This window comes from Lentiprolixibacter sp., assembly GCF_982873095.1.
Genome location: NZ_CEYNTP010000022.1, coordinates 1 through 19656 on the forward strand (window position 1 = coordinate 1; position 19656 = coordinate 19656).

The following is a 19656-nucleotide window of genomic DNA, read 5'->3' on the forward strand; positions in this document are numbered from 1 at the left end:
TCAGGGTAACGGCGGCGTTCATTGCCCATTTCAACGGGTACTGATTCCTGTAGGTTGATATCACTGGAATCGACATCCGTATACCGTTTTCTGAATTTAAAGTGATCCTTAATGAGATTGTTAGCAATACGGAAAAACCAGGGCCGGAAAGGTGCTGTTTCCTTATAACCCCTTCTGTATTTATATATACGTTCAAAAGTATTCATCATGAGATCATTGCTCACATTCCTGTCACCAGAAGCCCGCAGGAAATAGGTAAAGAGCTGGGTCCGGTATCTCTCATACAATTCTCCCAGCGCTTCGGTGTCTCCTGCCTTCACATCGGCCATCAATATTTCGTCTGACTTCTGTTGCATCTATTTAATATACTTCCTTATTCACATTCCATTTCAAAAAAGCGCAAAAAAAAGCGGGACCCCATGGTCCCGCTAGTGCTAATTCGTCCTATTCACTACGGTTCCGGTACCGGAACTAATTCAAAATCCTGTTGTGTTTTATTTCCTGCGACAATAATAACATCTTCTGCAAGCTGGGTCTCATATCCGTCCAGTTGCACTTCAACATCGTAGGTGCCGGCAACTAACCCCATTACCATGTATTTACCTTCAGCGTCTGTGGCAGTGGTAGTATTCAAGGTATCTGCGGCAAAAATAGCAACCTGAGCGTCTGGAAGAACCATTTGGCTTTCATCCTCCATCGTGCTAAAGACCATACCGGCCAAGGTACCTGCTGTAGTAAGATTACTGGCTTTGATTACGGGTTTAAAATTGAAGCCATTAAATCCTTCTTTTCTGGGATTTCCTCGGGCAACAAAAGACCTGCTAACGTCAAAATCAAGCAGCAAATCTGCAGTGAGGCCACCGGCCACTACCAGGGGAGGGTCGATAAACACCTTGATCCCGGATTGTGATCCGCTGGGTACCTTCAGGTCAAAAGTTGTTCTGGTACTATCATTCAGTACCACATTAACCCCTTTCACATAGACCCGAAACATATCATATTCGCCCACAGGGACCTCCATATCCACCAGGTTTTCCGTAACTCCGTTAGTAAGATCCAGCAGGTTGATTTCTTTTTCCCCGTCAAAAAGGGTAATGAATGAATACTCATCATCGCCATCATCCATTTCGCTATCCATTTCGCTATCCATGTCGTCCTCATCGCTTGTATATCGCGCTTCAATCTTATAAAGGGTAACATTGGCTTCATCAATTAGGTCGAAAGGAAAAGGGGCATCTGTAAGTTGTACCCGCAATCTGCCAGTATCGCTGCTAGTGGTATCATCAGTACAGTTCCACAGGAACAGGCCAAACAGCACAAGTAAGAAAAGAGAAAATTTTGTTTTCATAAAGGGCTTTATTTAACAGTTAAGGTTTGAAGGCTATAAAGTATTGATATCATGTACTTTAAGAAGGGCAATTTCAACATATATCCCATTAAAATCAAAATTCAGGACCAATATTCGATGAACTGCATACCCGCTAAGAGGATTCCTTATTAATTCTTTTGATCAATTGAATGTAATACGTTATAACATTTAAGAATTTTTTCTAGTTTTAGTTCACCATGGCCAAACCAACCAAAGACCTGAAAAAGTTCGGAACCTTCGGAGGGGTATTTACCCCCACCCTGCTCACCATATTGGGGGTAATTATGTACCTGCGAATGGGATGGGTGGTAGGAAATGCCGGCTTGCTAGGAGCCTGGCTGATAATCGCTGTTTCATTTTTGATCACCCTTACCACCGCACTTTCCATGAGTGCCATCACCACTAATATCCGTATCGGTGCCGGGGGCGCCTATGCCATTATCTCCCAGGCGCTTGGGCTGGAGGTTGGCGGGAGTCTAGGTATCCCGCGCTATATATCTCAGGGACTGGCAGTAACCATGTATATTTTTGGTTTCCGGGAGGGTTGGCTGGGCATCTTTCCTGATCATAACCCTTTTCTTGTAGACATCATCGTTTTCGGGGTGCTGGTGACCATTGCCTACATCAGTGCAGACCTGGCCATAAAGACCCAATACCTTATTATGGGGGTGATCATCCTTTCCCTGATCTCCATCGTAATGGCGGCTTACTATGGTTCGATGTACCTGCCCACAGATGAAGCTCTGAAGTGGGGCACTTTTAAAGGGTCCCCTGAGAACAATTTTAGCGGAAGCACCTTCTGGCTGGTCTTTGCCGTATTTTTCCCGGCATCCACCGGCATCATGGCCGGAGCCAATATGTCTGGGGAATTAAAAGACCCGAGGAAAAGTATTCCTGTTGGAACGCTCTGGGCCATTGGGGTTAGCTTTGTTATTTATATTTTCATTGCGTTCTGGATCTCCAGGAGTGCCAGTGAGGCAGAATTGATTTCCAATTACAATATCCTTATAGACAAGGCCTATTTCGGGCCCCTTGTTATAGCAGGCATCCTTGGGGCGACCTTTTCTTCTGCACTCGCCTCAATGATAGGTTCTTCCAGGATTTTGTTCGCCATGGGAGAACACAGAGTGCTGCCCTACGGTAAATTCCTGGCAGGCACCAGTGCCAACGGACAACCCAGAAATGCGATGATCGTCACCGGGATCATGATCTTCCTGACCATGCTGCTTCGTGACCTGAATGCAGTGGCCCCTCTTGTTACCCTCTTTTTTCTTATCACCTATGCGATGATCAACATTGTGGTCATTATCGAGCAGAACCTTGGGCTGATCAGTTACCGGCCCATTTTTAAGGTGAACCGATGGATCCCCTGGGTGGGGCTGGTTTCTTCTGTCCTCGCTATGTTCATCATCAATCCCACCATCAGCCTGGCCTCTTTCAGTATTGTATTTGTGGTATATTGGTTCCTCTCGCGAGCCAACATTGAAACACCTTTTGAGGATGTCCGCTCAGGGCTCTTTGTGTCTTTTGCAGAATGGGCGGCAAAACATACCTGGGGTATGAAGAGCATGCAGCAAAGGGCCTGGAAACCCAACCTAATGGTGCCCATACGCGATATCAATGGGGCTAAGGGTAATTTTCAATTTCTGAGGAACATCGCCCGTCCTAAAGGGTCGATAAAACTCCTGGGCATAGAACCCTTTAAACCAGATAGCTCCCTGGTCAAAGAATTGGACACCCTATCTGAAGCCTTCCGTGAAAGGGGTGTATTTTCTTCATGGACGGTTATTCACAGCAACCATTTTGCAGAAGGGGTAAATTATGGTAACCAGGCCTTACGCGGGGCTTTTTTCCGGCCGAATATTGTTTTCCTTAACCTGCAGCAGCACGATGATTATGAAACGGAAATAAGGCCGGTGATAAGGGAGTGTATCCGGTTGGAAATAGGGGTTTTGCTATATTCAGCACATCCCACTGCCCTGTTAGGGAAAAGGAACATGATCAATGTATGGGTAAGTGATCGCAGCAATAACTGGAATCTGGGCTGGGATATCGGAAACCTCGACTTGTCCACCCTAATTGCCTATAAGCTCAAGCGCAACTGGCAGGCTACCATCCGGCTCATAATCGCCATTAAGGATCCTAAGGAAGAACAGAACGCGCGGGAGTTCCTCGACTCCCTGATCAGTCTTGCCCGTCTGCCACAAACCCTGACGGAAGTCCATGTAGCTGATTTCCGGGATGTGGTGGCAAGGGCTCCATCAGCTGATCTCAACATTTTTGGCATGGATGGAGACCTACGCTTTGAGTTTGTTCAGGAAATGACTGAAAAGACCAATAGTTCCTGCCTGTTTGTAAGGGACTCCGGCCACGAAAGTATTCTGGCCTGATCAAAAAGAAAAAGGACACGATGAGTGCCCTTTTCTCCTTTAGTATTATTTGTGTTTATTCCAGCCATTTCGAACTAACATAAGCACTGGAGCGGACTATTTTGCCATCATCATTGAAATCGTGAATATACAAGGCAGGCATCACGATTTTCTTGTCATCGGATTTCCTGGTTAAACGGATGTTCCACCAGCTCTGTACAGTTTTGCCATCTCTCAGGTCGTATTCCAGGTAATCGGGGTACCCAACAACATCGATACTGTTGATCTCAAAATCTTCCATCATTTTTCGATTTCGCTCCTTTACCTCTTCCAGCGTCATGGATTCTCCCCTTGGCATTTCAATTGAATTAAATCGTGCGTCTTCATCAAAAAAGCTATACGCGGTATCCAAATCTCCGTGCTCAAAGGCGTGCATCAATCGTCTCACGTGGTTGATATAATCATGATGGTTATAAATGGTGCCGTTCTTCCTGTCTTCAAAACTTTGCCCGATTTCCCAATAAATTCGCTCGTTATGATAGCTGATCATCAGGTCTATCTTGCCATCTTTGAATCGATACAAGCGGTGAATTGGGACATCTATTTTAACACCAGTAGTATTATGTACACCTTTTAAATGGTTCCAGGTCTGCACCCACACTTGCCCGTCTTTATATTCCAGGGCATCTGGGTAGGCTCCTGAAGTAGGTTCAATGCTCAGGTAGTCTACATTATTCTTCCAGAAATTCACCTGATTTTTAAATTGTTGTTTGTTGCTCCCCTTGGCATCCTTATTTGGACTGGAGCCGTTAAATGACTTGAAGTCATCGTGTAGATAACTGGCAACTTTGGCGCTATCCCCAGCCACAAAGGCTTGCAGCATAGCGTTAACAGTTTCGATCGCGGGATGTTCATTGAAGATCGTCCCATTTTTTTTTGATTGCCCGAGTGCAAGAACCGCACTAAACAGGCAGGCAATGAGAATTGTTTTTTTCATTTCAATTGGTTTTGGTTGATAACTCGATTGTTTGATATCCAAAAGGATACCTTTAAATTAGAGCCTCTCCCAACCAAATAACAAACAACCAGGGACAGAGACCTGCTAGAATTGTCCGAATACCGGCAATTTCTTTTCCGTGTTATTGTAGAAATAGGTATCGTCAGTCCAGAAATCCGGGAATTTATAGTAATCCCATAAGCGGGTCTGGGACTTAATTTTCCGCCGGCAATAATTCATACCCCTGTTTAATCCCTTTTTCCACTGCCGGCACACCTCTTTCCATCCACTGAGGTTTAGGCGCTCCTTTAAGGTAATGGTCAAAGAACTGCGCCATACGGATATTGAAATCTACACGGTTCTGGCGTTTAAGGGGCCAGTGCGGTTCCCCGTTATAGTTGAGGAACCAGGAAGGTTTGCCCAATCTCCTGAGGCTTACAAAAAACTCGATACCCTGATACCAGGGTACATGTCCGTCAGCATCATTATGCATGATGAGCAAGGGGGTATTGATCTTATCAATATTGAAGATCGGTGAATTTTCGACAAAACGGGCGGGATATTCCCAAGGGGTCCCCCCTATCCTGCTTTGCGTATGTTCATACTGGAACTGCCGACTCAGACCTGTCCACCAGCGGATCCCGCCGTAGGCACTTATCATATTAGGAACAGGCGCCCCAGCCTCTGCGGCCTTGAAAATATCAGTCTTAGTCACCAGGTAGGCAATCTGGTAACCTCCCCAGCTATGCCCCTGTACCCCAATGTTATCTTTATCCACATACCCTTTCTCGATCAGAGAAGTGACTCCGGGTATAACGCAGTTATAAGCACTCTCTCCAGGATACCCGATCCTGTAGTGCACATCAGGGTTGAAGATGAGGTAGCCGCGGCTGGCATAAAAAGGATAATTAATGGTTGACCTTCCCGGCGCCGGTGTACGGTGGCGATGCAGTCCGTCTGCGCTTTTTTCGTAGAAATTAACGATCATGGGATATTGTTTGTTCGGGTCAAAATTCTCTGGCTTGACTAACATCCCTTCCAATTCAATGCCGTCGAGAGAGGTCCAGCTAACCAATTCGATGGTTCCCCAATTGTATTCTTTTTGCTGGGGATTGGCAGTGCTGATCTTTACAGGCTTTTTGAAATTTAAGCCGGCGAGATGCAGGTCAGGGAACTCTATAAAAGACTCCCGGGTAAAAAGGACACGCTTGGCCTCCTTGGCCTTTTTGGGCGTATTAAACCGATAGGGGCCAGACAGCAAGGGTGTTAGCCGTTTCCGATTAAAATCATAGGCGGCATACCCACTGCTTTTGTCCGCTTCATTAAAGACAGATAAGAGCCATCGTTCCTGCGTATCAATAAAGCTTTCCTCCTCATCTAACCGGATATAACGGTATACCTTTCGATTTTCCCTGCCCCGGGTGAGTCGTTCAGATGCTCCAGTGTTCGGGTTAAAGGCCCATATATCATACCTATCATACAGCAGCAGTTGTTTGCCTTGCTTTGTCCATCCTGCTGTGCCATAAGGTGCGGGCGGACTTGGGGAATCGTGACGTTCGTTATAAAATAGTTGGCCCCTGGTAAGTTCCTTATATCGGTTTTCCGCAATGGAATAAGTAAACCAGGTGGTGTCTGTCCTGTGATAGCCATAGACAAATCCGGCTTCGGGGCTAAGGTCCACACGTCCTGCGATTTTAGACAGGACTTTGCTTTGCTTTCCGGTATTGAGGTCCACTACCGCGTAGTCCCTGGCCCTTCTTCCCGTCCACTGGGATTCCAGGGCATAGGGTTCACTGCTACTGGCCAGGGCAAAACCGGCGTTTCGCTCGCGGGTTAATTCCAGGTCTGGAAATGACGCGTTAGCCAATTGTATAACCTTTTTGTCCTTATTAAGATGGACCACAGAGGTGAAGGCCTTCACAGTATCGTTCTTTACCTGCATTTCCTGTACGGTATACAGGCGGGGCTCATCATAGGTCCAGACTTCCACATTGACGATTTCGTCATCTGTAAGCAAGGTATCCTTTAATACAGGCCGCCTGGCCAGGCCAAAATAGAGTTTGGTTTCATCCTTTGAGAACCGGATATCCTGGTAGGCGGACGGGTTTAACCCTTGTGTATTGGAAGCGCTGTCTGCCAGCTTCTCCGCCATATCCATCCCTTTCTGCCAATGAAATAGCACATTCGGACGAATCTGAACTTTAGTGGTATCTGTATCGGCAACAAATGCCAGGTGTTCCCCGGATTCACTTAGGCGCAATTGGGCGTATTTGGCTTTTTTGGCCTGATGCACTCCCGTCAATGCCCGGGTATCCAGGTCCAAAACATAAACCCCTGCATCGGCTTCATTATCCTCCCCGCTCGAAGAAAAGGCCAGTATGCGCCCTTTTCGGGCAAAGGTGTAGTCCGTTACAAATTTAAAGGTGTCCTGTTCCCCTGTAGCGAGTTCGTGCAAGAGCAGGTGGTATCCATTCTTCTTGCCCACTTTCTTTTGTTTCTTTTTCTCTTCCTTTGCAGTAGTATCCTTCAGCTTCTCGTTTTTAGGGAAGGCTTCCAACTGATAGGCGACATATCCGGACCAATCCTCAGGCACTTTCAGGGATTTAATTCTGGCAACCTTGTCCAGTTGGCCTGTTGCGATATGGTAAATTCCCAGGCTGTCCTTGGGTAGTTTATCTTTTTTTACCTTTCTGCGTTTCATCGCCAGCACACTGTCTTTCCATGCCTTTATAGTAAAAACTGCATATTGAGAATCTTGAGTAAATTTTCCATTCTGACCCCGGTCATATGAGAAGACAAGTCCGCCACGATCATTTTTTATCTTCAGAAAATGGTCTGCTTCCCCCCTTACCAGATCATACATCACGTATTTCCCATCCCGGGAGATGGTTTCGTTTTCAATAGTATTCCAGATATCGAAATCGGCGTGATCCAGTACTTTCTTCTGGGTGTATGATGCCGTGACAGAAAAAAGCAAGGCAATCGTGATAAAGGGTTTCATAAAGTGCTGTTTAGTTGATCGGTCGAAGATACCAAACCTCCCCTGAAATACCAATACCCGGATAGGCTTTAAAGGTAATGCCTATCTAATATAGCTGCCGGCGTTGATGTCAATGGTTGACCCTGTGGCATGGTCCATTTTACCGCTGCACATCAGGGCTACCAGGGGGGAAATGTCCTCGGGTTCTGTAAGCTCAGGCAGTGAAATTTCTTTGAGGACGCGTTCTTCACCATGGACCCTGATGAAATCTTCAGCCATTTCAGTGCGGGTAAATCCCGGGGCCACTACAAAGGATTTTATATTCTCTTTTCCGAAGGAACGGGCCACAGTCCGTGCAAGAGAAGTAAGCCCTCCCTTTGAGGCCGCATAAGCGAGATATTCCTGTGTTTCCCCTCGGAATGCCGCTCTGCTCCCAATATAGATAAACCTCCCTCCTCCTGTCTTCCTAAAATGCTCGATACCCATTTTGGTCATAATTCCAGCGGATTCGAGGTTTACATCCAATATTTTACGCCAGATCCTCAACCAGTTTTCGATATCCAGGTCCACTGGATGGGGTTGGAAAATACCGGCATTAAGGACAATGCTATCCAGGTTCCCTAAAGCCTTGTACACCTCCATCATCAAAGTGGTTGTTTCCTTTGCGCTTTCAAGGTTCGCCTGAAACAGGGAGGCGGTTTCAGGAAAATTGTCCTGCAATTTGCGGGCCTGTTTTTCACTGGAATTGTAATGCAAAGCTACCTGAGCTCCATAAGACAGTAATTCACGGGCAATTGCAGCGCCAATGCCCCTGGAGGCTCCGGTAACGAGTATTTTTTGTCCTTTTAGGTCCATGGTTTGTGTATTTCTAAATAGTATACTTTCTACAGCATAACAAGATACGGCAATGGAGGGGATGTTGTGGCATGGGTATAAAAAAACTGAGTAGGGCCATAACACTCAGCTTAGCAAACCCTACTCAGTCCTTGGATCGGCTGGTTGTAACGTGAGGTCTTATACCAGTTCCTCTTCTTTCTTTTTGGTTTCCCAGTACTTGTCTATCAGTTCCGGAACTTTTTCGAACGCAGCGGCCAATCCGTGGGCTTTCCCTGCTTCGAGGAATGAAATTTCTTCTCCTTTTGTTACGAGGAAGCCAAGGGGTTCTATACCCATACCTGCTCCTGCTCCCAATCCTTCACCTTTACGGCTTTTGGCTTCAGTGCCTTCTCCGCCCCCGGATCCAAATCCCATACCCACTTTGATAACGGGTACACATTTAAAGGCACCCAGTTCAAAAGGCTCTCCAATAACGGTTTCTGTTTTTGCTTCGGACTTCATAAAATCAGTAATCCGGGTCAATAATTCTTCAAAATGTAATTCCATGATAATATTTTATGGGTTAATAAATGCTTTAATAATATATATCGGTCTGTTTTCAACCTGTAAAAGCAATCGGTTCCTGTCCTGAAAGTTCACCCTGAAATTACCCGCGTAATGGTTCAAAAATGCAAATACGGGATATAAGCGTGCATTTTGAATACAATCTCCTGTATCCACATCCACTTCGAGGCGTTTTAGACGAAATGAGTGCAAAAGGCGCCGTCCTATGTTAGTGTATTTCACCCATTTAGCCCGATCCAAATGGAAGGTTCTTTTCTTTGGCTCCTTTTCCCCGGGTTTTTCAGCTTTCTTTTTAGTCTTTTTCTTCCGTAGCGGATAAAAATAGAAATGGGAAAACAAGGCGTCCAGGCGAATCCTAATTAATTCCTGCTTATCACCTTCTATACTTGCCTTTGCTAGGCCTCTAATTTGTACATAATAAGCGTTATTGTCTGTATCTATGTACAAAACAAGGGGAACAAACAAGAGGTAAAGCAATATAACAAGCAGCGCTATCGCGATACTCCAGCCCATGCTTTTCAAATTTTATGCAAAGGAACTGTAGGATAGATGTGAAGACAATGATCTGGGTCATGCCACTCCATAATTAATAAAAAAGTAACATAATTTGCTACTTTGGGAAGCTGATCTGGCCAAACCTGGTTTCATAGAGCGGATGTTGAAGAACCACAGACTGCATGAAATAAAGCGACATATCCTATTTTTGCATTAAAATTATTAGGTATGAATCCCGAGTCCAAGCATTGGTTGTTTGATTACTTTACCGAGTTAGGGGTATCAGAAAGCGCGGCAACCTATTTGAACCTTGCTGTTTTGCTACTGGCCACTATCCTACTGGCCGTGTTCGTAGACTTCGTACTGTGGCGGGTGCTGAGGATTGTTTCGGTGCGAATGGCTCGCAGGACCAAAACCAATTTTGACGACATCCTGATCACAAATCGGGTACCCCGTAAATTGGCACATGTTGTGCCCTTGCTTTTGATCCATGAGCTGGTATCCTGGGTGTTCTTTGATTTTCCCTACGCCCGTGCAATAGCGCTCAAAGTGGTGATGATCCTTGGCGTGCTGCTGATCATTTCAATTACAAAACGCCTGCTATTGAGTGTTCGGGATTACCTGAAAGGCCTGCCACGCTATAGCGATAAACCTATTGACAGCTTTATTCAGGTATTTATGATTTTCGCGTCGATAGCGGGGATCATGACCATTTTTGCCATTATCACAGAGACCACCATATGGAAATTTTTCACTGCCCTTGGGGCAGCTTCTGCTGTAATACTGTTAATTTTCAAAGATTCCATATTGGGCCTGGTAGCCAGCATACAGGTGAGCGCAAATGATATGGTACGCATCGGGGATTGGATCACCTTTGAAAAATATGGTGCGGACGGGGATGTTATCGAAATCAACCTGGCCACAGTTAAGGTACAGAACTGGGATAAAACCATTACTACTATCCCTACCTATGCCCTGATATCAGATTCTTTTAAAAATTGGAGGGGTATGCAGCAAAGCGGAGGAAGGCGAATCAAGCGAGCATTGATCCTGAAGCAGGAATCCATTCATTTCCTGAGTGAAGAACAGGTGGAGGCCTTAAAGAAAATCGATTTGATCCGAAATTACCTGACTGACCGCAGTAAAAAAATAGAGCAGTACAACCTGGACAATAAGTTCAACAGGGAATTACGGGTCAATGGCCGTAACCTTACCAATATTGGGGTTTTCAGAAAATATGTGGAAACCTATCTGGATAACCATTCCGCAGTGAACAAGGATATGACCATGATGACCCGTCAGCTGGCGCCAACTCCACAGGGCATACCTTTGGAAATTTATGTGTTCAGTAAGGATAAAAGGTGGCAGAATTACGAGTTCATCATGGCCGATATCTTTGACCACCTGATCTCAGCAGTTCCTTATTTTGAACTTGAGATTTTTGAATTGCCTTCTTCGCTGCCGTCCTTGCCAGTAAACGCCGAGAAGAAACAGGGCTCTTAAACCAGGGGACGACCCTTTAAGCGCTTTTCTACTTTTTGCTTAAGTGCTGTTAATCGTTTCATGAGGTCCATAAGATCATTATCCTGTGTTTCCTTATAGACTTCGTTAATGGAAAGTATGAGTTCTTTTGCCTCTCTGCTGGCTTTTATTCGATCACTTGTGGTCAATCTAGACCACTTACGGTTTTCAAAACGTTCTGCTCTTTCAAGTAGATGTTTCATAGTGAGATTTGAAATTTTGCTCCAATATAACTATCCGCTTTTATTCATGGGGGATATTTAACTAAAGTTTAATTTTTTATTGCTGCAGGCTGTAGTACGTATTTTAGGGGGATTAAGTGCTTACCGCTTCAGCAAAAGGGACCTTTCTTTTTAAAAGTGCTGCTTAAAGAATTGCTGGGCATTGCCCCCCATTATGCGGGCAACTATCTCATCTGCATTTATTTGGTTTTCAGGGTTGTTCCAACTGGAATTTTGCATGTAATTATAGGCATGCCGCTCCAGAAAATCAGCAAGGAAAGGCAATTCTTCTGCTGTCCAGAAGCCGTTGAGAGAATCAATGATCCCATCAAAATCAGAACCGATGCCTATGCAGTCCCAGGCAAACATGTTATTAGCATCAAGGATGGTTGCGATATGTGCAATCTGGTTCCAGAGCAAGGCTGATCGGTAATGCATGATCTTATTCCTTCTGGCAGATTTCTTGGTTTTTTTCAAGGTATCGGGATGGGCGATACGCCTTTCATCCAGTTGTAACCCAATTATGCCTTTGCTCCTGGCAATCCTGATAATTTCATCATCGTAAAAGTTGATCTCAACCGGATTTAATTTTTCCCCGGTTTCCGGGAACTGCAAATTTGGTTCTCGACGTGATTTGCGTCCATTGCAGGCCCCGTGACTAACAATTACGGGAATGCGCCTGAATAAGGGATCACCTGAATCAAGCAGGGCATAATATTCCTGTCGGGATCTGGGACTCATATGCTTGATGTCCACATGGATACGCTTTCCATCTGTGTTATCCAGTAGTCGCCTGAGCACGGTACGTCCCAGAGGGGTAAATCCATCTCCCATGCCTTCAGATTGATCCGCGTATTTAAGGATTATCCCGGTCAGGCTCTCGGCATGGCCACAGAGATGGTTCCAGAAATGATGGGCAAGGGTAACAAAAAACGGACGGTACTCCCAATTACGGATCTTTTCCAGGTTCGCCAGCACCTCGGTTTCACTATGGGGCTTCCGCAGACCGGTATTGAGTACATGCAGCCCTTCGATACTAAGCACCACACATATGGTCTGTACGTCTGGGGCAGCGATTATTTCCTCCCGGATATCACAGATTTCCTGATAATTCCTCACCAGTTTGTACCGAAATTTACCTTCGGGCAAGCGGAATACCTTACCATCCAGTTGTTCGTAGAAATGGTACTGATCCTGAAGATCTTCATAATAGTCCTGTATGCCCTGAATGAAATCGATCCGTTTCTTCCCTATACCCAGGGCAAAATTAGCGGCCAGGTCCAGGATGAGTTCATTCTTCATCTTATTGCGCACAAACCATTTCTCCAGTGGATACAGGGAGACACATACAATGCCAACGCCCCCCTTGGCCAGGCTTGTGAAATTGGACTGGGAAAACTTGGTCAGGCCGGTTGTATAGTTCAGCAGTTTGTCGAGAAGTGAAGGGGGATCGTAGTACCACAGGTTGCGTTTACTGCTCCTGCGTTTGCCCTGGATTCCGGGAGGTTGGTAATTAAAACTCTTACCAAAGGGTTTTAAAGCCGGGTGGCAATGCAGGTCTACATAAAAATCTTCCGGATTCATATACGGTTTATAAAAAAAGGCTGCCAGATCATTGGGAAATGGCAGCCCAAATCTTATCAGAACGTGCTGTTATTCACTAACCAGTTCCTTCTGTACATTCCTGGGAACAGCCTGGAAGGATGAGAAGGCAGAGATAAAGGTACCTTTCCCCTGGGTAAGGGACCTAAGGTTGGTGGAATATCCGGCCAATTCTGCCTGGGGCACATTACACTTAAGGATCTGGAAATGATCCTCGCTATCTATTCCCTGAATTATTGAACGTCTTGATTGAAGATCCGTCATCACGTTACCCACCATTTCTTCAGGTACTTTAACGGTCAACTCCTGAATAGGTTCAAGGAGCTTAGGCTTGGCATTCAAAAAGGCTTCCTTAAATGCCTGGGCCCCGGCGATCTTAAAGGATATATCGTTGGAGTCCACCGAGTGCATTTTCCCGTCGTACACCATAACCCTTACATCCCGGATATACGAACCGGTTAACGGGCCTGATTCCATTACCTCGAGAATTCCCTTTTTGATCGAGGGCAGGTAGCGGAGGTCTATTACCCCTCCTACAATACAATTGTAGAAGACAAGTTTTCCCCCCCAGGGCAGATCCACTTCTTCCTTTCCCCGGATACTAAACCCTTCCGGCTCTGGCATCCCTTCGTACCATGGCTCAATCTTGAGGTGTACCTCTCCAAATTGTCCGGCGCCACCCGACTGTTTCTTATGCCTGTAATTGGCCGTGGAAGAACGTTGAATGGTTTCCCGGTAGGCAATCTTCGGATCTTTGAATTCCGCTTCAACGCCGTAGATGTTTTTGAGTGTCCAGTCTATGGTTGCGAGGTGTAATTCACCCTGGCAACCAATGATCAGTTGTTTGAGTTCATTAGAAAACTCCATTTCCACGGTAGGATCCTGACTGTGGATCTTTCTGAGGGCATCGTTTAGTTTTTCTTCGTCTTTCTGGTTGACAGCATTGACAGCCTTTTTTGTCCTGGATTGCGGATACTTTATGGGTTTTATGGTAATGGGCTTATTAGGTTCGTGCAAGGTGTCATTGGTCTCTGTATATTTTAACTTCAAGGTAGCACCTATATCCCCTACCTCGAGTTTGGAAACCGGTTCCCGTTTCTTCCCATCCATAATAAAGAGCTGGTTGAGTACCTCCGTCTCTCCATTACGGGAATTTACCAGTTTATCGTTCACGTTTACCTCCCCGGATTTCACTTTAAAGAAGGTGATCTGGCCCAAACTGGGCTGGAAAACGGTCTTGAAAATAAAAAGAGCGGTAGGTGCATCGGATTCCCTGATTAGCACTTCCCCCTCTACTGTTTGTTCAGGCCTAAGGTCAGCTGCGGCCGGAGCCACATTGTCAATAAAGCCCATCAGTCTACCGCTTCCCATGTCCTTAAGGGCTGAAACACAGAATACCGGGAATAAGTCATGGTTCAGCATCCCTGCTTTTATCCCCTGCCGCATCTCATTTTCATTGAGGGTTCCCTTGTCAAAAAAGAGTTCCATCAATTCCTCGTCGTTTTCTGCTGCTTTCTCCACCAGTTCATTGTGCAGTTGGTCTGCCAAGGCCTTCTGATCTTCTGGGATTTCCAGTTTTTCAGGCTTGCCCCCTTCAGGGCCAAACTTGTAGCACTTCATTTTCAAAACATCAATGATACACTGAGCGCCATCCATTACCAGCGGATATTGCACCAGGGCCATGTTATTGCCCACCAGGCTTTTGATGCTTTTCACACTTTCTTCCCAATTGGCATTCATGTGATCTATCTGGTTAACAACAAAAAGGGTGGGTTTGTGATAGGCGTCTATGTAGTTCCAGATGATTTCCGTTCCCACTTCCACGCCGTTCTGCGCATTGAGGACCACAGCTATGGTATCGGCCACCCTTATAGAGGAAATAATTTCACCCACGTAGTCATCGAGACCGGGAGTGTCGATTATGTTGATCTTGTAATTTCTCCACTCCGTATGCAAAGGAGTTGCAAAGACCGAAGTGCCCCGTTCGTGTTCTATTTCATGGTAATCCGAAACCGTATTCTTGTTTTCTACCGTCCCCCGACGGCTGATTAGGCCTGCTTCGAATAACATGGTTTCGGCCAGGGTGGTTTTACCACTATTGTGTGCACCAACAAAGACCACATTCTTTATGTGTTTATCATCGTATACTTTCATGAGTTAGAGTTTTCAGTTTGTTTGTAAATCTAAAGAGGCATAGTCTTCTAAAATACGATATTTGTCAGTTTTTTGGAAATAATCCGCAAAGCATTTTCACCCCCTAATTTCTGTAGCTGAACAGCGTCTTTAAGAAGAAGAATTACCCGATGAATCTTTCTTAAGTGCGAAACTACTTCCCTATTCATTTTTATATATCACCTATAAAACAATGATATACAATGATATAAGGGTTATTCCTAATATGATAATTGTTAAAAATTGCATAAAACGGTACTATTTTATGCAAGGTACTGTAACAAAAACACTAATGAGGCGTCTATTAGGTGTAAGTCGATAAGAAAACAAGGTGTATCATCCGATTGAAAACAACCAACTCTCAGGAAAAATAGACCGGAAACGACAAAAAAATAAAGTGTTAACTATAAAATATCAGAACATGAGACTTTTTGCTAAACCAACCCCAACAGAATCAAGACGATTTAGTTCCTTTTCTAGCTTTAAAGACAGCAAGCGCGTGAAGTGGACAGAAGTGAGACATTACGTTCACTAAATCATCAATCATCAATCAAAAAACAACAGCCATGAAAGCATTATTGAAAAAAACTCCGACCGAATCCAGGCGATTCAGCTACTTTTCAAATTTCAGAAACAGTAAGCGTGTAAAATGGACAGAAGTAAGGCATTACGTGCACTAGGCAAGGATGCCCTGTACAACCAACAAAAGCAAAAACATGAAAAACAATAGCAAGCAACTACCAACCACCTCAAAACGGTTTTCTTACTTTTCAAGTTTTAAGGACAGTAAAAGGGTGCATTGGACAGCCAACAGAAATTACCTGTACTAGTTTTGTACAAGCCGTGACCAGAGAAATCAGACCGTGATTGAGAAAGGCAACTTAGTGTTGCCTTTTTTTTATTCCCGTTTCCTGGGACAAACCTGAATTTGGGTAAAAAAACACCCCCTCCGGCATATGGAGGGGGGTGTCTTTGTACTTGTTATATAAGGCTAGTCGCCCAGCGTCACATCTTCGGTTGCACCATTCGGATAAATAATGGTGGCTATGTTATCACAGCTGCCATTTCCGAAATCAACAGTAACCTGCAATCCGTTTTTACTTACCTCCATGGTGCCGGTAGTCAGGTAACCACAGCTCAGGTTTCCTTCCAGCGCAGAGGTGATAGTAACCGCATATACATCGTCATCCACTTGTAATTCCCAGGAACCGCTTATACTGTATGTGCTGGTTTCCAAGCTATCTCCTAAGGTTAGTGTGAACACCCTGCTTCCATTTTCGGAAATAATAGTTCCATCTGCAAACTCAGCCGTCATCTCGCTGGTCACTGAAAAAGATATGGAATTCTGGGTGGGATCTCCTATAATGGTGAACGAACGCGTTCCATTCAATTTTACATCCCCTACATAGAAATCAACATAGGTGGCGGTAAAAGCAGCTGTCCCAGGTTCTGTATCATATACAACAGTAACTGTTCCATTGGCATTATCGGTACCGTTTAGTACACAATTGTTGAACACCGCCGTAAATCCGGTTTCCGTATAGGTTACCTCATAGCAGTCGGGGGCATTTCTGCCCGACTGAGCGTTGCCAGAGGCATACAAATCAGCAAGTACGCTATCTGCGGAAGCGGAAACTTCATCCGCTTCCAGGATGGTCCTGAGTTCAGCCTGTGTGAATTCTTCACCATTTAAGGGGTTGTCCTGATCTTCACTACAGCTGGTCACAAAAAGACCCAGAGCAAACAAAAAGATCAATGGATTAAATCGAAGAAACTTTTTCATATAAATATTTTGAGGGATTTATGTCCTATTAACGATTGCATGCTGCTTTTAGTGCACAAAAGAGTAAGTTTAACTGTACGGAACCCATACCTTATAACCTTCCCATTTTGTTACGGTCCTTCTTTCTTGCGAACAAAAGGGACAAAACGCACAGCCATCAGGTTCCTGCGTTTGATTTTACCGGCCTTTTTTTCCAGCAACACCAGTTGACGGATACCACGGTGCGGTCCGACTGGAATTATCATCTTTCCCCCATCGGCCAGTTGCTCGACCAAGGGGTCCGGAATGGTTTCTGCCCCGGCAGTGACAATAATAGCGTCAAAAGGCGCTTTTCCCTTCCAGCCGTGGTAGCCATCCCCAATGCGCACTTCCACATTTTTATAGCCCAGTTTTTTCAGTTGGTTGCGTGCCCGCTTCCCGAGTACCTCCACAATTTCTATGGTATACACCGAATCCACGATCTCAGCAAGTACCGCGGCCTGATAGCCGGAACCCGTTCCCACTTCCAATACCCGGTCAGACTTTTTCAGTCGAGCTGCCTGAGTCATGTAAGCAACGATGTAGGGTTGTGAGATGGTCTGCCCCTCCCCTATTGGTAAGGGCCTGTCTGAGTAGGCATAGGGCTTCATTTCCTCAGGTACAAAAGCATGCCTGGGTACTTTTAACATGGCATCAAGCGTAGCTTTCTGATAAATGTCCCTGCCCCTGAGTTGCCTTTCCACCATAGCCGCCCTCATTTCCTGGTAGTCGACCTGTGCAAGGAGGTTGTTGCAGAATAGTGCTAAGACAAGTAAAAGGAGGCGAAGTAACATGCTGCTTAGGTTTTAATTACGAGCAAAAATTAGCAGCATTCTGCTGTTTTCCAATGATCCCGGTCAGTTGGATAGAACGCAGATCATTCTCTTTCAAACTCTATGTCTGGTTTTCAAAGACGTCTGTTTATGATGTGCAGATTTAATTTTTTTGTGCGATCAACATCCAGATTTCTTTGTCACGTTCCTCTTCCCAATAACCCATATCATCAATTTCAGTGATCAGGGTAAAACCAGCCGTCTCCAGTTCCTGTTTAACAAATTTACTGGAAAGGGTATGGGAGATAACCTGTTCTTCCCTGCTTTTATTGCGGGCGTGATCTTTTAGCTTTTCCAGGATAACGATACGGCCGCCAGACTTCAAAGAAGCGTTCAGGTATTGCAGAAACACCTCATATGCCCGTATTTCGTGATAGGTGTCCATGACAAAAACAACATCTAATTTCGCAGAAGGAAGATGCGGGTTGTCATAATCCCCCAGGACGGTTTGAATTTGGAGTAGTTTACGTTCCCGCGCATTTTTTTTCAGGGTCTTTAAACGGTCTTCCCGGACGTCAACCGCATACACCTTACCGTTCACACCTACGGCTTCTGCGAGGCGCATGCTGAGATAGCCTTCGTGGCATCCTACATCAGCTACTATATCCCCGAGTCTTACACCAGCCAGACTCAAGATGCGTTCCACATCCATCCATTCGTCCCTGTAGTCCCAATCTGCAGCGGTATACTGGGCATTGCCACACAAGACGACAAGCATACTACACAGGGCGATCCTGTATTTAAAACCATACATGCAAACAAGTTACAAAGAAGGCTTGTATCCCTGCCTTAAAAATATCACAATTACTTTCTCACTATTGGTAATTTGATATGCGAGGGATATTCCTTAGAATGGTGGATCTTATTGTGTGCCACCACTCCTTCCTTTTCGTCGTAATTCCTGCCCCCCGTATTCAGGTTACGGGCAAACCTGGGGAAGTTACTGCTAGACACCTCGATCCTGATCCTGTGGCCTTTTGCAAAGTAATTACTGGTAGACATAGGGGTGAGTTTTATTTCGTACACCTTGCCTTCTTCCATAAAGACCTCCTTGTCATACCCTTCACGGTAGCGCGCCCGCTGTATGGTCTCATCCAGGTTGTAGGCCCTTCCGTCCGGGTAGACATCAATAAGCTTGATGGTAAAATCAGTGTCCCTGGCATCAGAGGAAACATAAAGGGTAGATTCAATAAATCCGGATACTTCCACTCCTTCTTCCAAAGGGTCTGAGGTATACACCAGAATATCATTTCGCGTTTCCATAGCCTGTTGGTCAAATGCACCTCCCTTTACCGCATTTCCCGTACAACAGACGTTGCCACCGTACGAGGTGACCGGGTTCATAGGATCATAGGTATAACTGTCTGGCTTGTCTGTTTCCAAAGGTGAAGGCGATAATTTACCATCCCCGTATAGGCTGTTTGCATAACCTTCACTGGCAAGGTACATAGTTGTGGGCACCACCCCCTCTGGCGGCCAGGTTTCTGCGGCCTGCCATTTATTCATCCCCATGGTATAGTATTGCACCCTGGGTGTCCTGGCCTTAAAGTCGTTCTCTTCCCCTTTCAGCCAGAGATCGAACCACGCATAGATCTGTTCGTCATAATTGAGCCGGGCATCGCCTACATTGCGCTCCCCAACAATAGTGTTTTCAGTAGCCCTGGTGTAAGCACAATGTAATGTTGGTGCGATAACGAGGTACTGATTATCCCTTACAGCCGGGTCCTTAGCATTGTTGCGGACATGATTGAACAGTGCCAGGTTGGGGCTGATAGATACATCATACCAGGAAGCAAACCAAAAACTGGGCACCGGGATTTCCATATTGTCATGATACAGCCCTCCCTTATACCAGTCCTCATGATTTGGGGTGCGGCGTACCATCTTGTCAAATA

General features: G+C 45.4%; 15 protein-coding genes. 2 read left to right on the forward strand and 13 right to left on the reverse strand.

What is annotated here, in order from left to right; translation table 11 throughout:
* On the reverse strand, positions 1 to 356 hold a 356-nt coding region (locus AC4E7D_RS02880), incomplete at its 3' end, for an RNA polymerase sigma factor (protein ID WP_490172304.1).
* 95 nt (positions 357 to 451) lie between these two features.
* A complete protein-coding gene (locus tag AC4E7D_RS02885; RefSeq protein ID WP_490172305.1) occupies positions 452 to 1348 on the reverse strand; it encodes a DUF4382 domain-containing protein in 897 nt (298 codons plus the stop codon).
* Between the two features lie 218 nt (positions 1349 to 1566).
* On the opposite strand from AC4E7D_RS02885, the gene AC4E7D_RS02890 reads away from it, so the two are divergent.
* Positions 1567 to 3759, forward strand: a complete 2193-nt coding sequence (locus tag AC4E7D_RS02890) for an amino acid permease (RefSeq protein ID WP_490172306.1) — start codon at positions 1567 to 1569, stop codon at positions 3757 to 3759.
* Between the two features lie 55 nt (positions 3760 to 3814).
* Here the strand turns inward: AC4E7D_RS02890 and AC4E7D_RS02895 are convergent, their stop codons facing one another.
* From AC4E7D_RS02895 to AC4E7D_RS02910, 4 genes are all read right to left on the reverse strand, one after another.
* On the reverse strand, positions 3815 to 4735 hold the full coding sequence (locus tag AC4E7D_RS02895) for a nuclear transport factor 2 family protein (protein WP_490172307.1): 921 nt from the start codon (positions 4733 to 4735) through the stop codon (positions 3815 to 3817).
* Positions 4736 to 4949: 214 nt separating this feature from the next.
* Entirely contained in the window at positions 4950 to 7736 is a 2787-nt protein-coding gene (locus tag AC4E7D_RS02900; protein ID WP_490172308.1) for an alpha/beta hydrolase family protein, read from the reverse strand.
* Between the two features lie 81 nt (positions 7737 to 7817).
* Positions 7818 to 8570: an SDR family NAD(P)-dependent oxidoreductase gene (locus AC4E7D_RS02905; protein WP_490172309.1), complete on the reverse strand. Its 753-nt coding sequence runs from the start codon at positions 8568 to 8570 to the stop codon at positions 7818 to 7820.
* Positions 8571 to 8729: 159 nt separating this feature from the next.
* A complete protein-coding gene (locus AC4E7D_RS02910) occupies positions 8730 to 9098 on the reverse strand; it encodes a GerW family sporulation protein (RefSeq protein ID WP_490172310.1) in 369 nt (122 codons plus the stop codon).
* A 741-nt stretch (positions 9099 to 9839) separates the two neighbouring features.
* On the opposite strand from AC4E7D_RS02910, the gene AC4E7D_RS02915 reads away from it, so the two are divergent.
* Positions 9840 to 11114, forward strand: a complete 1275-nt coding sequence (locus AC4E7D_RS02915) for a mechanosensitive ion channel family protein (protein ID WP_490172311.1) — start codon at positions 9840 to 9842, stop codon at positions 11112 to 11114.
* Here AC4E7D_RS02915 and AC4E7D_RS02920 read toward each other — a convergent pair.
* From AC4E7D_RS02920 to AC4E7D_RS02950, 7 genes are all read right to left on the reverse strand, one after another.
* Positions 11111 to 11335 carry a hypothetical protein gene (locus tag AC4E7D_RS02920; protein WP_490172312.1) on the reverse strand — a complete coding sequence of 75 codons (225 nt, stop codon included), beginning with the start codon at positions 11333 to 11335 and terminating at the stop codon, positions 11111 to 11113. The genes AC4E7D_RS02915 and AC4E7D_RS02920 overlap by 4 nt on opposite strands.
* Positions 11336 to 11485: 150 nt before the next feature.
* Positions 11486 to 12937, reverse strand: a complete 1452-nt coding sequence (locus tag AC4E7D_RS02925; protein WP_490172313.1) for a membrane dipeptidase — start codon at positions 12935 to 12937, stop codon at positions 11486 to 11488.
* A 69-nt stretch (positions 12938 to 13006) separates the two neighbouring features.
* Positions 13007 to 15109, reverse strand: a complete 2103-nt coding sequence (locus AC4E7D_RS02930) for an elongation factor G (protein ID WP_490172314.1) — start codon at positions 15107 to 15109, stop codon at positions 13007 to 13009.
* A 1009-nt stretch (positions 15110 to 16118) separates the two neighbouring features.
* Positions 16119 to 16910: a hypothetical protein gene (locus AC4E7D_RS02935; RefSeq protein ID WP_490172315.1), complete on the reverse strand. Its 792-nt coding sequence runs from the start codon at positions 16908 to 16910 to the stop codon at positions 16119 to 16121.
* A 110-nt stretch (positions 16911 to 17020) separates the two neighbouring features.
* Entirely contained in the window at positions 17021 to 17722 is a 702-nt protein-coding gene (locus AC4E7D_RS02940; RefSeq protein ID WP_490172316.1) for a protein-L-isoaspartate(D-aspartate) O-methyltransferase, read from the reverse strand.
* Between the two features lie 142 nt (positions 17723 to 17864).
* A complete protein-coding gene (locus tag AC4E7D_RS02945; protein ID WP_490172317.1) occupies positions 17865 to 18515 on the reverse strand; it encodes a class I SAM-dependent methyltransferase in 651 nt (216 codons plus the stop codon).
* Positions 18516 to 18565: 50 nt separating this feature from the next.
* The coding region (locus AC4E7D_RS02950) for a CocE/NonD family hydrolase (protein WP_490172318.1) at positions 18566 to 19656 on the reverse strand (1091 nt) is incomplete at its 5' end.